Annotated in this window: 12 protein-coding genes; 5 read left to right on the top strand and 7 right to left on the bottom strand. The window is 58.5% G+C overall.

The window, feature by feature from the left end:
• Window positions 1-33: 33 nt before the first annotated feature.
• On the bottom strand, window positions 34-1,110 hold the full coding sequence (gene hppD, locus AOA60_RS02525; RefSeq protein ID WP_099583027.1) for a 4-hydroxyphenylpyruvate dioxygenase: 1,077 nt from the start codon (window positions 1,108-1,110) through the stop codon (window positions 34-36).
• 243 nt (window positions 1,111-1,353) lie between these two features.
• Entirely contained in the window at window positions 1,354-2,277 is a 924-nt protein-coding gene (locus AOA60_RS02530) for a DMT family transporter (RefSeq protein WP_099583028.1), read from the bottom strand.
• A 76-nt stretch (window positions 2,278-2,353) separates the two neighbouring features.
• On the opposite strand from AOA60_RS02530, the gene AOA60_RS02535 reads away from it, so the two are divergent.
• The 3 genes from AOA60_RS02535 to AOA60_RS02545 all read left to right on the top strand — a co-directional run bounded on the left by AOA60_RS02535 (window position 2,354) and on the right by AOA60_RS02545 (window position 5,417).
• A complete protein-coding gene (locus AOA60_RS02535; RefSeq protein ID WP_099583029.1) occupies window positions 2,354-3,259 on the top strand; it encodes a LysR family transcriptional regulator in 906 nt (301 codons plus the stop codon).
• Between the two features lie 52 nt (window positions 3,260-3,311).
• On the top strand, window positions 3,312-4,853 hold the full coding sequence (locus tag AOA60_RS02540) for an EAL domain-containing protein (RefSeq protein WP_099583030.1): 1,542 nt from the start codon (window positions 3,312-3,314) through the stop codon (window positions 4,851-4,853).
• Between the two features lie 198 nt (window positions 4,854-5,051).
• Window positions 5,052-5,417, top strand: coding sequence for a histone-like nucleoid-structuring protein, MvaT/MvaU family (locus tag AOA60_RS02545; protein WP_032885697.1), 366 nt, complete (start codon window positions 5,052-5,054; stop codon window positions 5,415-5,417).
• Between the two features lie 111 nt (window positions 5,418-5,528).
• Here the strand turns inward: AOA60_RS02545 and AOA60_RS02550 are convergent, their stop codons facing one another.
• Window positions 5,529-6,065 carry a DUF4946 domain-containing protein gene (locus AOA60_RS02550; RefSeq protein WP_099583031.1) on the bottom strand — a complete coding sequence of 179 codons (537 nt, stop codon included), beginning with the start codon at window positions 6,063-6,065 and terminating at the stop codon, window positions 5,529-5,531.
• A gap of 198 nt (window positions 6,066-6,263) precedes the next feature.
• On the opposite strand from AOA60_RS02550, the gene gloA reads away from it, so the two are divergent.
• Entirely contained in the window at window positions 6,264-6,785 is a 522-nt protein-coding gene (gene gloA, locus AOA60_RS02555) for a lactoylglutathione lyase (protein ID WP_099583032.1), read from the top strand.
• Window positions 6,786-6,835: 50 nt separating this feature from the next.
• Here gloA and ahpF read toward each other — a convergent pair whose 3' ends face one another.
• The 3 genes from ahpF to AOA60_RS02570 all read right to left on the bottom strand — a co-directional run bounded on the left by ahpF (window position 6,836) and on the right by AOA60_RS02570 (window position 10,154).
• Window positions 6,836-8,401, bottom strand: coding sequence for an alkyl hydroperoxide reductase subunit F (ahpF, locus tag AOA60_RS02560; RefSeq protein WP_099583033.1), 1,566 nt, complete (start codon window positions 8,399-8,401; stop codon window positions 6,836-6,838).
• Window positions 8,402-8,524: 123 nt separating this feature from the next.
• A complete protein-coding gene (ahpC, locus tag AOA60_RS02565; protein ID WP_010210361.1) occupies window positions 8,525-9,088 on the bottom strand; it encodes an alkyl hydroperoxide reductase subunit C in 564 nt (187 codons plus the stop codon).
• 133 nt (window positions 9,089-9,221) lie between these two features.
• Window positions 9,222-10,154: a site-specific integrase gene (locus AOA60_RS02570; RefSeq protein WP_099583034.1), complete on the bottom strand. Its 933-nt coding sequence runs from the start codon at window positions 10,152-10,154 to the stop codon at window positions 9,222-9,224.
• Window positions 10,155-10,324: 170 nt separating this feature from the next.
• Here AOA60_RS02570 and AOA60_RS02575 point away from each other — a divergent pair, with 170 nt between their 5' ends.
• Complete coding sequence (locus AOA60_RS02575) at window positions 10,325-11,332, top strand: DNA-binding protein (protein ID WP_099583035.1); 1,008 nt, start codon at window positions 10,325-10,327, stop codon at window positions 11,330-11,332.
• On the opposite strand, the gene gorA is transcribed toward AOA60_RS02575, so the two are convergent.
• On the bottom strand, window positions 11,333-12,691 hold the full coding sequence (gorA, locus tag AOA60_RS02580; protein WP_099583036.1) for a glutathione-disulfide reductase: 1,359 nt from the start codon (window positions 12,689-12,691) through the stop codon (window positions 11,333-11,335).
• Window positions 12,692-12,760: the final 69 nt, after the last annotated feature.

Genomic DNA, 12,760 nt, shown 5'->3' on the forward strand with positions numbered 1-12,760 from the left:
GGCCGGGGAAACCTCGGCCGGGCTTTTTTACGCTTAATCGGTGGTCAATACACCACGACGCACCTGGTCACGCTCGATGGACTCGAACAGCGCCTTGAAATTACCTTCGCCAAATCCATCATCACCTTTGCGCTGGATGAACTCGAAGAACACCGGGCCCATCAGGGTTTCCGAGAAGATCTGCAGCAGCAGGCGCTTGTCGCCTTCGATGGATGAGCCGTCGAGCAGGATCCCGCGTGCTTGCAACTGGTCCACCGGCTCGCCGTGGTTCGGCAGGCGACCTTCGAGCATTTCGTAGTAGGTGTCCGGCGGCGCGGTCATGAAGCGCATGCCGATCTTCTTCAACGCGTCCCAGGTCTTGACCAGGTCGTCGGTGAGGAATGCCACGTGCTGGATGCCTTCGCCGTTGAACTGCATCAGGAACTCTTCAATCTGACCGGCACCCTTGGACGATTCCTCGTTGAGCGGGATGCGGATCATACCGTCCGGTGCGCTCATGGCCTTGGAAGTCAGCCCGGTGTATTCGCCCTTGATATCGAAGTAGCGCGCCTCGCGGAAGTTGAACAACTTCTCGTAGAAGTTGGCCCAGTAGGCCATGCGCCCGCGATAGACGTTATGGGTCAGGTGGTCGATGACCTTGAGGCCTGCGCCTTGTGGATTGCGTTCCACACCTTCCAGGTAGACGAAATCGATGTCGTAGATCGAGCTGCCTTCACCAAAGCGGTCGATCAGGTACAACGGCGCGCCGCCAATGCCTTTGATTGCCGGCAGGTTCAGCTCCATCGGCCCGGTTTCAATGTGGATTGGCTGGGCGCCCAGCTCCAGTGCGCGGGTATAGGCTTGTTGCGAATCCTTGACCCGGAACGCCATGCCGCACACCGACGGGCCATGCTCCGCCGCGAAATACGAGGCGATGCTGTTGGGTTCGTTGTTGAGGATCAGGTTGATCTCGCCCTGGCGGTACAGGTGCACATTCTTGGAACGGTGGGTCGCGACTTTGCTGAAGCCCATGATCTCGAAGATCGGCTCCAGAGTGCCTGGGGTCGGCGATGCGAATTCGATAAATTCAAAGCCCATCAGGCCCATTGGGTTTTCGTATTGGTCGGCCATGTTCGGCGCCTCATTCTTGTGATTAACGAAGGTCAATTAGCAGCAAGGATGAGGCAGCAAGGTGGCGCACAGGAAAGGCCTCGCACGCTGCGGGCGAGGAAGTCACCAAAGATGAGGGGGGAGCCGAGTCGCTTCATGGTTACATCAGTCTCTGACGGCTGAGGCTTGCGTGAGCGCAAGTCCTTATTCTTGTATGCGTAAATCGATTCTACACAGCGTAACAGTGTTTGTCCGTAGTCTTCATCAAATCCCTATTGCCCCGACCCGTGCAAGGGGTTTGTTGCACAGGTAAATGCCGGACAGAATCACGGCGCCACCGATCAGCATGGGCAAGGTCAACTGCTCACCGAGCAATAGGGCGCCGCACAGCACGGCTGTCAGTGGGTTGAGGGCGATAAATACGCCGGAACGCGTCGGGCCGATCCGGCGGATGCCGTCGTAATAACCGATATAGGCCAGCGCCGAGCCGAGCACGCCCAGGTACAGCAGGCTCAACAACTGTGACAGCCCCAGGCTGGTGAGTGCTTCAACCGTGAAGCTTCCTGATACCGCGGTAGTCGCGGTCAACATCACCGTCCCCAGCAACACCGACCAGGTAACGGTCTGCAGCGGTCCCAGGCTTGCGTTCAGGCCACGGGAAGCCAATGAATATATGCCCCACGCCGCTACACATCCAAGGATCAGCAAGTCACCCCGCCAACTGTCGACGCCTGCCTGCATCAGCCCAGGGTTGCGACTGACAATCACAGCGGCCGCGCCTGCCAGGCACAACGCGATCCCAGCAACCTTGGTGCAACTCAGGTGCTCTTTGAACAGCAACCACGACGCGAGGCCAATCACCGCCGGATTCAAGGCCACGATCAACGACGCCCGTGACGCATTGATGTACTGCAGCCCATAAAAGAAACACAGGTTGTAGAAAAAAATTCCGAAGAAGCCCAGCACCGTCAATTGCGCAAATTGCCGTGGGCTCGGGCGAGCCAGGCGGACGCGCGCGAAGGCCATGAACAGCAGCAATGCCAGGCTCGCCAGGATAAACCGCAGGCTGGCGGCCAGCAGCGGATTGACCTGATCGGCCAGGTAACGCCCGGCGACAAAGGTGCCACCCCAGATCATGGTGACGGCGGCGAGTTTGCAATAGGTCAGGCGATCCGAAGTAGGGCTCATTGGGTGGGCTCAAGTGGCAGGCGATCTGGGGTATTCTTCTGCTAATGATCAATCATCGTAAAATGAGTGTTCGCTCATGACCCTGACCCAACTTGAAATCTTTTCGCTGGTAGCCGAGCTGCAAGGCTTCACCAGCGCCGCACACCGGCTGGGCATCAGCCAGTCGGCGGTGTCCCACGCCATCAAGGCCTTGGAGCAAGAGCTGGGCGTCGAGCTGTTACGGCGCCATCAAAGCCTGGTGGAACCGAGCGAGATCGGCCTGCAATTGCTCGGCCGCGCCCGCGCCATGCTGGGTCTGGCCAATACATTGCAACAGGAAGCTGCCGATGCCCGAGGCATGAAGCGCGGCACCCTGCGCATCGGCTCGTTCGGGCCCACGGCGTCGATTCGCCTGCTGCCCGGCATCCTCAGCCAGTTTCGTGCTGCCCATCCGGGGATTGAGGTTCATGTGGACGAAGGCCCCGACCGCCAGGTGCTGCAGTGGCTGGATGAGCGGCGGATCGATGTGGGCTTTGTGGTGCTGGAGCAGGAACGCTTTGACACCTTCGCGTTGTTCGAGGACCAGATGGTTGCGTTGCTGCCCGCCGAGCATCCATTGGCCGCACGCAACGCCCTGACCTTGCAGGACCTGTGCGACGATCCGTTCATTCTCACCGAAGCAGGCTCCTCGGAGCTGGTCTCCAGACTCTTCGGTGCGGCCCAATTACGGCCCAGGGTGCGCTATCGCTGCGCCCAACTGCTGAGCACCCTGGAAGCCGTCAGTCGCGGCGACGGGCTGAGCATCGTGGCCGAGGCATCGTTGCCGCAACGGGACGACCCGCGCTATGTAAAACGGCCGTTATCTCCCCGAGTACCGCGCCAGATTGGCCTGGCGGTGCTTGACCGTCGCCAGTCGTCACCCGCCGCCCTGGCGTTTATCGAGATTGCTCAACGCGCTGGCAAGACAAGCAATTGTCCACCGAGCCATCTATTATCGAAATAATACTGACCGGCCTGCCGGCGCACTTCCTACTCCGCAACAGGCTGCAGAACTCATGCCTCTCACCGTCAAAGGCCCGCGAAAGCCATTCGTCCGCTACTCGATCAGCGCCTTGTGTGGGCTCGCGCCGATCCTGCTCGGCGTGGTCATCCTGTATTGGCAAGCCGAACGCACCCTTGAGCAGAGCACGGCGCAAACGGCTGAAGAAGCCGTGCGCCAATTCGACCTGATGCTCGACAACACCGCCCTCGCCGCCCAGGCCTTGCTGCCGTTGGCCGGCCAGCCCTGTGACAACGGCGCGCAATTGGCCCTGCGTGAGCAGGTCACACGGCGGCCGTTTGTACGGGCCACGACGTTGTCCTGGCAGAAGAACATCTATTGCAGCTCACTGTTCGGCAGCGACTACGAATCCCCCGTGAACCCCGACGACTATGTGGAGGGTCGACTCTGGCTGATGAATGGCAACCCGGTGACGCCGGATACGGCTTTACTGGTGTACCGACTGGTCGACGGTGACCAAGGTGCGTTTGCGTCGGTTGACGGCTACCACCTGACTAACGCTTTGCGCCTGATCAGCCGCTATGCGCAGCTGGTCCTGCAAGTGGGGCCCAACTGGCTGGATGCCGAGGGCAAGGTTCATTCCTCTGCAGTCCCGCCATTTGCCGTGGCCCATCATCACCTGGCCTCCCAGCGCTATGGCTACAGTGTCGACGCCGGCATGCCGGACGGCGAGGTCTGGCGGTACATGCAGGTGCGTTATCGTGCGATTTTCAGCTTAGTGGTGTTCTTTGGCGTGTTGGCAGGCGTGCTCGCCCATTGGCTGCAAAAACGCGCTTCGGCGCCGACCCATGAACTGCGAAGAGCCTTGGGTGCCAATGAGTTCATCCCATACTTTCAGCCAGTGGTACGCGGCGACAGCCGCGAATGGGCCGGCTGTGAAGTGCTCATGCGCTGGCAGCACCCCAAGGAAGGTTTGGTGCGCCCCGATCTGTTTATCCCACTGGCCGAACATTCCGGCCTGATCGTGCCGATGACCCGCGCCCTGCTGCGCCAGACGGCGGCCCAGTTGGCGCCCCATGCGGCGCGGTTAAGCCCGGGTTTCCATATCGGCGTGAACATCACGGCGCGCCATTGCCTCGACCTCACACTGGTGGACGACTGCCGTGAGTTTCTCGCCGCCTTCGCACCGGGCCAGGTAACCCTGGTGCTGGAGCTGACCGAGCGCGAATTGATTGAGCCCACCGATATCACCCGCCGCCTGTTCGACGCCTTGCACCAACTGGGCGTGATGATTGCCATCGATGACTTCGGCACCGGCCACTCCAGCCTGGGTTACTTGCGCAACTTCAATGTGGACTACTTGAAAATCGACCAGAGTTTTGTCGCCATGATTGGCGCAGATGCACTGTCGAGGCATATCTTGGACAGCATCATAGAATTGTCCGGCAAACTGGATCTGGGCATCGTCGCAGAAGGCGTGGAAACGGCCGAACAATGCGAGTACTTGGCCGCTCATGGCGTAGATTTCCTACAGGGCTATCTGTTTGGCAAGCCATTACCCAGCGATGAATTCATTAAAAACCTGGCCAGCCATTGAATAGCCATGCACTAGCGGCGTTGAAATAATGTTAATAAGACAAAAGACATGATTTACTCGCGGCAGATTAACTACTACAATTTTTCTTGCCTGTGCAGAACTCGCAGGACGACGTCCTCTTTGAGTCGCCTTAACGCTATTGGCTAGTAGCTTTGTCTTCAGTTGATATCAGCCAACTACACTATTGGAGTACAGATTTTGTCCAGACTCGCCGAATTTCGCGCAGCAGAAAAAGCCCTTCAAGAGCAGCTTGCCCAGCTGGAATCCCTGAAGAACGATGCTGGCCTGAAGAAAGAAATCGAATTCGAAGAAAAACTTCAAGGGCTGATGAAAACCTACGGCAAGGGCCTGCGCGACATCATCCTGATCCTTGATCCAAACCCAGGGAAGGCCAGTGCTGCTGCCGCCAATGCACCAAAACAACGCCGTGCACGTGTGGTCAAGGTTTACCACAACCCGCACACCGGCGAACTGATCGAAACCAAGGGCGGCAACCACCGCGGCCTCAAGGCCTGGAAAGAACAGTATGGCGCCGCCACTGTAGATTCCTGGCTTCGCGGCTGATTACAGCGCACTAACAAAGAGCCCCGCATCAGCGGGGCTTTTTTATTCCAGGGTTCGAAACCGAACTTAAATAACATTTCATTTTGTTCAAATTCGACGTGCTAAACGCACTTAAAGTTTGAGGCTATCACGTACGGAACGGACTTCATCCTTGCTCGCTTCGTAAGCATCGGCTTGACCGGCGTATGAAAAAACATAGGCTTTATCGGTATCAACAGCCCCCACCAATGTTTGTGAAAGCAGGTGCCGTCCATTCTCGGTAATCACACAGGTAGTTTCCACCGCGTCAAGACGGCTCAATGTTGTCGGGTGCATTTTGCTGCAGACACTTTGGTAGCCGCTCTGGGCAAAATCCTTCTGAATGGACTTGCGCATTTCCAGCAACACGCCCTGAAGATTAACGTTATGGCCAGCCTCGGTCGGCGTGGCCGTCAACTCCATGACCATCAGTGTGTTGCCGTTTTCATCGTTCTTGATTGCACGCTGACGCGAAACCGGCTGCGGCGTTGGTGGCGTTTCACCGTCAGGCACCACCTCCTCGACTTGCCAGCCGCTGGGCCAGTGAATTTCCGGATCTGCCGCCAAGACGAAAGGACTGGCCAACAGCAACCACACAGCGCTCAACAGCGGTCTACGACATTCGATCATGCGAAAAACACCCAAGGTTCAAGGGCCAAAGTGTGAGCCTCGCTGCCCGCCGGTCGCAAGGCCCCCGTGACCTTTTTCATTTGGCGCCGCAGGCGGGCCTTGCGTATCATGGCTCGGCTGCACGGATGCCAGCCGCAAGCCAAGGGAACGCTCCTCTCAACGGGAGCCGCGTTTGCCCCATTTTTTTCTGGAGGGCCCATGAGCCTGCACGAACTGAGCACTTTCCCGGGCGTCACCGCCCAGCCAGACACCGCCACCACAAATTTTGTGTTCAACCACACCATGCTGCGGGTCAAGGACATCACCAAGTCCCTGGACTTCTACACCCGCGTGCTGGGTTTCTCGCTGGTTGAAAAACGTGACTTCCCCGAAGCCGAATTCAGCCTGTATTTCCTGGCCCTGGTGGACAAATCCCAGATCCCGGCCGACGCCGCTGCGCGCACCCAGTGGATGAAGTCGATCCCAGGCATCCTGGAACTGACCCACAACCACGGCACCGAAAACGATGCCGATTTTGCCTACCACAACGGCAACACTGACCCGCGTGGCTTTGGTCATATCTGCATCGCGGTGCCGGATATCGTCGCCGCGTGCGAACGTTTCGAAGCGCTGGGTTGCGACTTCCAGAAGCGCCTGACCGATGGCCGCATGAAAAGCCTGGCTTTCATCAAAGACCCGGATGCGTACTGGGTCGAGATTATCCAGCCCACGCCGCTATAACAAAAAAAACCCATGATCACTCATGGGGTTTTTCATGTGCGCCTGCTTATTTACGCGGGTGCGGAGGTGCGGATCAGGTGATCAAAAGCACTCAGGGAAGCCTTGGCGCCCTCGCCTACCGCAATCACGATCTGCTTGTACGGCACGGTGGTCACGTCACCGGCGGCAAACACGCCTGGCAGTGAAGTTTCACCACGGGCATCAACGATGATTTCGCCACGCGGGGTCAACTCGACGGTGCCTTTGAGCCAGTCGGTGTTGGGCAGCAAACCGATCTGTACAAAGATCCCTTCCAGGTCGATGGTCTTGAACTCGCCGCTGTCGCGATCCTTGTATGCCAAGCCGGTGACTTTCTGGCCATCGCCTTTGACTTCACTGGTCAACGCACTGGTGATGACGTCAACGTTTGGCAGGCTGTACAGCTTGCGTTGCAGCACCGCATCAGCACGCAGTTTGCTGTCGAATTCCAGCAAGGTGACGTGACTGACGATACCGGCCAGATCGATGGCCGCTTCCACGCCGGAGTTACCGCCACCGATCACTGCCACGCGCTTGCCCTTGAACAGCGGACCGTCGCAGTGCGGGCAGAAGCACACGCCCTTCGCCTTGTATTCCTGCTCGCCCGGCACACCCATTTCACGCCAGCGGGCGCCGGTGGCCAGGATCACGGTCTTGGACTTGAGCGTCGCACCGCTTTCAAAACGAATTTCGTGCAGATCACCGGGGTTCTTTGCCGGGACCAGGCTGCTGGCGCGCTGCAAATTCATGATATCCACGTCGTACTGACGCACATGGGCTTCCAGCGCACTGGCCAGTTTCGGCCCTTCGGTTTCCTGTACCGAGATGAAGTTCTCGATGGACATAGTGTCCAGCACCTGACCACCAAAACGCTCAGCGGCAACACCGGTGCGAATGCCTTTACGCGCTGCGTAAATGGCGGCTGCGGATCCGGCAGGGCCACCACCGACCACGAGTACATCAAAGGCATCTTTGGCGCTGATTTTTTCGGCGGCCTTTTCAATGCCGCTGGTGTCGAGCTTGGCGAGGATTTCTTCCAGGCCCATGCGGCCCTGGCCGAAGTTCACGCCATTCAAGTAGACGCTCGGCACCGCCATGACCTGGCGTTCATCGACTTCAGCCTGGAACAGCGCGCCGTCGATGGCGACGTGACGAATGTTCGGGTTGAGCACAGCCATCAAGTTCAGGGCCTGGACCACATCCGGGCAGTTCTGGCATGACAGTGAGAAGTAAGTCTCGAAGCTGAACTCGCCTTTAAGGGCGCGGATCTGTTCAATCACTTCGACACTGGCCTTCGACGGGTGGCCACCGACTTGCAGCAGGGCCAGCACCAGCGAAGTGAATTCATGGCCCATGGGGATACCGGCGAAACGCAGGCTGATATCGGCACCCGGGCGGTTGATGGAGAACGACGGCTTGCGCGCGTCATCACCATCGCTTTTCAGGGTAATCAGCGTGGTGAGGCTGGTAACGTCCTGCAAAAGGGCAAGCATTTCCTGGGATTTCGCGCCGTCATCGAGGGAGGCGACGATCTCGATCGGCTGGGTGACCCGTTCCAGGTATGACTTCAACTGAGCTTTAAGATTGGCGTCCAACATACGGGCGATTTCCTTTAATTCTGGGTATAAAAAAACGCCCGAGCGAATCTCGCCCGGGCGTTTTTGAGGGCGGTTGCAGCTTACTGGGTAGGTGCGGAGTCCCGCCCTTGATGCTTCACAGACTTAGATCTTGCCGACCAGGTCCAGGGACGGAGCCAGGGTAGCCTCGCCTTCTTTCCACTTGGCTGGGCACACTTCGCCTGGGTGGGCAGCGACGTACTGGGCTGCCTTGATTTTGCGCAGCAGCTCGGAAGCGTCACGGCCAACACCGCCGTCGTTCAGCTCAACGATCTTGATCTGACCTTCCGGGTTGATCACGAAAGTACCGCGATCCGCCAGGCCAGCTTCTTCGATCAGCACGTCGAAGTTACGGGAGATGGTCAGGGTTGGGTCGCCGATCATGGTGTATTGGATCTTGCCGATGGCTGGCGAGGTGTTGTGCCAGGCAGCGTGGGCAAAGTGGGTGTCGGTGGAAACGCTGTAGATTTCGACGCCCAGCTTCTGGAATTCGGCGTAGTTGTCAGCCAGGTCTTCCAGTTCGGTTGGGCAAACGAAGGTGAAGTCGGCTGGGTAGAAGAACACAACGGACCACTTGCCTTTCAGGTCAGCGTCAGACACATCTACGAAGTTGCCGTTTTTGTATGCGGTAGCTTTGAACGGTTTTACTTGGCTGTTGATGATAGGCATCGTTGACTCTCCGTCAGGGGTTAAGAAGTTGATGAGATGAATCCTACCCATTCTTTCTGGCGATGGCTCATTGGCAAACCTGATGCTGACGATTGGTTTTCCCTATCAGGTGACTGTATTAATAGAAGAAATCTTAAAGCAGCGGTTGAGTGGCCAAGGTCATGCCAAGAAAGGGCGTCGCTTCAACATAGCGCATGGCGGATTTCATGTCGCTCCAGCCGACGTAACTCATCAACGACTTCAAATCCCAGCCACTGCGATGGGCCCAGGTAGCAAAGCCTCGACGCAAGGAGTGGCTGGTGTACTGCTCGGCGGGGATGCCCGCCCGCTCCAGCGCCTGGCGCAATAACGGGATCACGCTGTTGGGGTGCAAGCCCTCCTCGCCCAGGTTGCCCCAACGGTCAATGCTGCGGAACACCGGGCCGCGCACCAGGGCCGATGCGCTGAGCCACTCGCTGTAGGCCTGCACCGGACACAGGCGCAACAGCGCCGGCGTGTGATAAGTCTTGCCAAGGTTGTCGCGGTCATTTTTGCTGCGCGCCAGATACAGACTGATGCCGGCTCCGGGCGTTGCCTGAACGTGTTCGATACTCAGTCGACACAACTCATCGCTGCGAAAGCCACGCCAGAAGCCGAGCAGGATTAACGCGATGTCGCGCTTGGCTCGCAGCAGGTGCGGTTGATCGCACGCGAGGGTCGCCTCCTGAGCTTCAGCTTCAAGCGAAGCGACCACCTGCTCCAGATGCTTGAGCTGCAACGGCTCGGCCTGCTTCTCCTGTGCCGGATGCACGGCGCGAATCCCCTTGAGCACTTTGCGCACCACCGGCGCCTTGGTCGGGTCGGGAAAGCCCTGGCTGGTGTGCCATTGCGCCAGCGCTGAGAGCCGCAGTTTCAGGGTGTTGATCGCAAGCACGCCCGCATGGGCCACCAGGTAGCGCGCCACGCTGTCGCTGGTGGCCGGCAGAAACCCGCCCCAGCTGACTTCGAAGTGCTCGATCGCGGCGCGGTAGCTGCGGCGCGTGTTATCGCGGGTGGCGGCGTTGAGATAACGATCCAGATCGCTCATAGGGTGCCTATTCGTACTGCTGAGGGGTGTTTCAGCGCGTCAAATGCGCATGACACGGGATAATACGCCAATATCCCATCTGTTAAATCATGATTTTTAACAAGATTATATTCGTGTTACAGTACGTAAATACATACCACGTACCACAGTACTAAATCGACGGAGACCCCATGGCTCGCGGCGGCATTAACAAAGCAGTAGTTCAAACGGCACGCCTGGCGATCCTTGCCCGCGGCGAAAACCCCAGCATCGACGCCGTGCGCATCGAAATGGGCAATACCGGCTCGAAAACCACGATCCACCGCTATCTGAAGGAGCTGGACGACAGCGAAACCCGCGTCACCATCACCGAAGCGCCCATTGACGACGAGCTGGGTGAACTGGTTTCGCGACTGGCGCAGCGCTTGAAAGAGAAGGCCCAAGAGCCGATTGATCTGGCCCAGGCGCGGTTTGAACAACAGAAGTCCGCCCTGCTCGCCCAGGTCGAAGCCCTTGAAGAGGCCCACGGCCAACTCACGCAGCAATTCGCTATCCAGGCGGCCGCGCTGGCAGAAGAAAGCGCCGCGCTGCAAACGGCCAGCACCAGTTTGCAGACCGAGCAGACCCGTAATGCCGGACTAAGCCAGGCGTGCAGTGATTACGAACTGAGGATCAACGACAAGGACGAACAGATTCGCTCCCTGGAAGAAAAGCACCTGCACGCCCGCGACGCGCTGGAGCATTACCGTAATGCGATCAAGGAGCAGCGCGAGCAGGAACAGCGTCGCCATGAAGGCCAACTGCAGCAGGTCCAGGCAGAACTGCGCCAAGCTCAGCAAAGCGCCATGGTGCGCCAGGATGAGATCACTCAACTGCATCGCGACAACGAGCGTTTACTGATCGAGCATCGGGTGACGGCGAAGGAATTGACGGCGCTGCAGGAACAAAACCGCAAGGACCAGGCCCAGCAACTGAAGCTGAGCGAACAGCTGATTCAAATCGACAACGAGCGCACCCTGCTTCAGGAGCGTCTGCGGGTGGCGGTGCTGGAGAGCCAATCACGCCAGAAAGCGTTGACCGAACACCAGAACACCAACAAAACCCTGGAACTGGACCTGATGAAGGCCCAGGCCAATATCGAGACATTGCGCCTGGCCGCCGCCGTTGCAGCGGCGCCAGAGGCAACGCCAGAGGACTGATCAGTCCGCCACAGGCGTGCGCATGGTGACGAACTCTTCCGCCGCCGTAGGGTGTACACCGATGGTTTCATCGAAGTGACGCTTGGTGGCGCCCGCCTTGAGCGCGATCGCGAGGCCCTGGACGATTTCACCCGCGTCCGGGCCGACCATATGGCAACCCAGCACCTTGTCGGTGTCGGCATCAACCACCAACTTCATCAGGGTTTTCTCCTGGCAATCTGTCAGGGTCAACTTCATCGGCCGGAAACGGCTTTCGAAGATCTGCACGTTATGGCCGCCCTTCTTCGCCTCTTCTTCCGTCAAGCCGACAGTGCCGATATTCGGCAAGCTGAATACCGCTGTCGGGATCATTGCGTAATCCACCGGGCGATACTGCTCAGGCTTGAACAGGCGACGCGCCACAGCCATGCCTTCGGCCAGCGCCACGGGCGTCAACTGCACGCGACCGATCACATCACCAATGGCCAGGATCGACGCTTCGCTGGTTTCGTAAAGGTCATTGACCTGCACAAAACCGCGCTCATCGAGCGTGACGCCGGTGTTTTCCAACCCCAGGTTATCCAGCATCGGGCGGCGGCCCGTGGCATAGAACACACAATCGGTTTCCAGCACACGACCGTCTTTCAGGGTGGCCTTGAGGCTGCCGTCGGCTTGTTTTTCAATACGTTCGATATCGGCGTTGAATTGCAGGTCCAGGCCGCGCTTGGTCAGTTCTTCCTGCAAGTGCTTGCGCACCGCACCGTCAAAACCGCGCAGGAACAGATCGCCGCGATACAGCAGCGAGGTCTGGGCGCCCAAGCCATGGAAAATGCCGGCGAACTCGACGGCGATATAACCGCCACCGACCACCAGTACACGCTTGGGCAGTTCTTTAAGGAAGAAGGCCTCATTGGAGCCAATAGCGTGTTCGCGCCCTGGAATCTCCGGAATCTGCGGCCAGCCGCCCGTAGCGATCAGAATATGCTTGGCAGTGAAACGCTCGCCATTGATTTCCACCTGATGCGGATCAACCAGGCGCGCATGCCCCTCATGCAGGGTCACGCCGCTGTTGACCAGCAAGTTACGGTAGATGCCATTGAGGCGATTGATCTCGCGATCTTTGTTGGCGATCAGCGTCGCCCAATCAAAATTCGCCTCCCCAAGGGACCAGCCAAAGCCACTGGCCTGCTCGAAATCTTCGGCAAAGTGCGCGCCGTACACCAACAGCTTTTTCGGCACGCACCCCACGTTAACGCAGGTGCCGCCCAGGTAGCGGCTTTCCGCCACCGCCACCTTGGCGCCAAAGCCCGCAGCAAAGCGCGCCGCACGAACACCGCCGGAACCGGCGCCAATTACATACAGATCAAAATCGTAGGCCATTTCACTCTCCTCGGCAGGACATCAGCATACCGACTTACATGGGACCGAAAAACGAAAAAGCCACCCGAA

This window comes from Pseudomonas sp. 2822-17, from assembly GCF_002742485.1.
Classification (GTDB): domain Bacteria; phylum Pseudomonadota; class Gammaproteobacteria; order Pseudomonadales; family Pseudomonadaceae; genus Aquipseudomonas; species Aquipseudomonas cyclaminis.

What these genes read in the sequence shown, in the direction of transcription:
- AOA60_RS02530 (WP_099583028.1), bottom strand. Translation starts at nt 2,277, where the DNA reads ATGAGCCCTACTTCGGATCGCCTGACCTATTGCAAACTCGCCGCCGTC.
- gloA (WP_099583032.1), top strand. Translation starts at nt 6,264, where the DNA reads ATGAGCCTGCACGAACTGAGCACTTTCCCGGGCGTCACCGCCCAGCCA.
- ahpC (WP_010210361.1), bottom strand. Translation starts at nt 9,088, where the DNA reads ATGCCTATCATCAACAGCCAAGTAAAACCGTTCAAAGCTACCGCATAC.
- AOA60_RS02570 (WP_099583034.1), bottom strand. Translation starts at nt 10,154, where the DNA reads ATGAGCGATCTGGATCGTTATCTCAACGCCGCCACCCGCGATAACACG.
- AOA60_RS02550 (WP_099583031.1), bottom strand. Translation starts at nt 6,065, where the DNA reads ATGATCGAATGTCGTAGACCGCTGTTGAGCGCTGTGTGGTTGCTGTTG.
- AOA60_RS02540 (WP_099583030.1), top strand. Translation starts at nt 3,312, where the DNA reads ATGCCTCTCACCGTCAAAGGCCCGCGAAAGCCATTCGTCCGCTACTCG.
- AOA60_RS02535 (WP_099583029.1), top strand. Translation starts at nt 2,354, where the DNA reads ATGACCCTGACCCAACTTGAAATCTTTTCGCTGGTAGCCGAGCTGCAA.
- AOA60_RS02575 (WP_099583035.1), top strand. Translation starts at nt 10,325, where the DNA reads ATGGCTCGCGGCGGCATTAACAAAGCAGTAGTTCAAACGGCACGCCTG.
- hppD (WP_099583027.1), bottom strand. Translation starts at nt 1,110, where the DNA reads ATGGCCGACCAATACGAAAACCCAATGGGCCTGATGGGCTTTGAATTT.
- ahpF (WP_099583033.1), bottom strand. Translation starts at nt 8,401, where the DNA reads ATGTTGGACGCCAATCTTAAAGCTCAGTTGAAGTCATACCTGGAACGG.
- gorA (WP_099583036.1), bottom strand. Translation starts at nt 12,691, where the DNA reads ATGGCCTACGATTTTGATCTGTATGTAATTGGCGCCGGTTCCGGCGGT.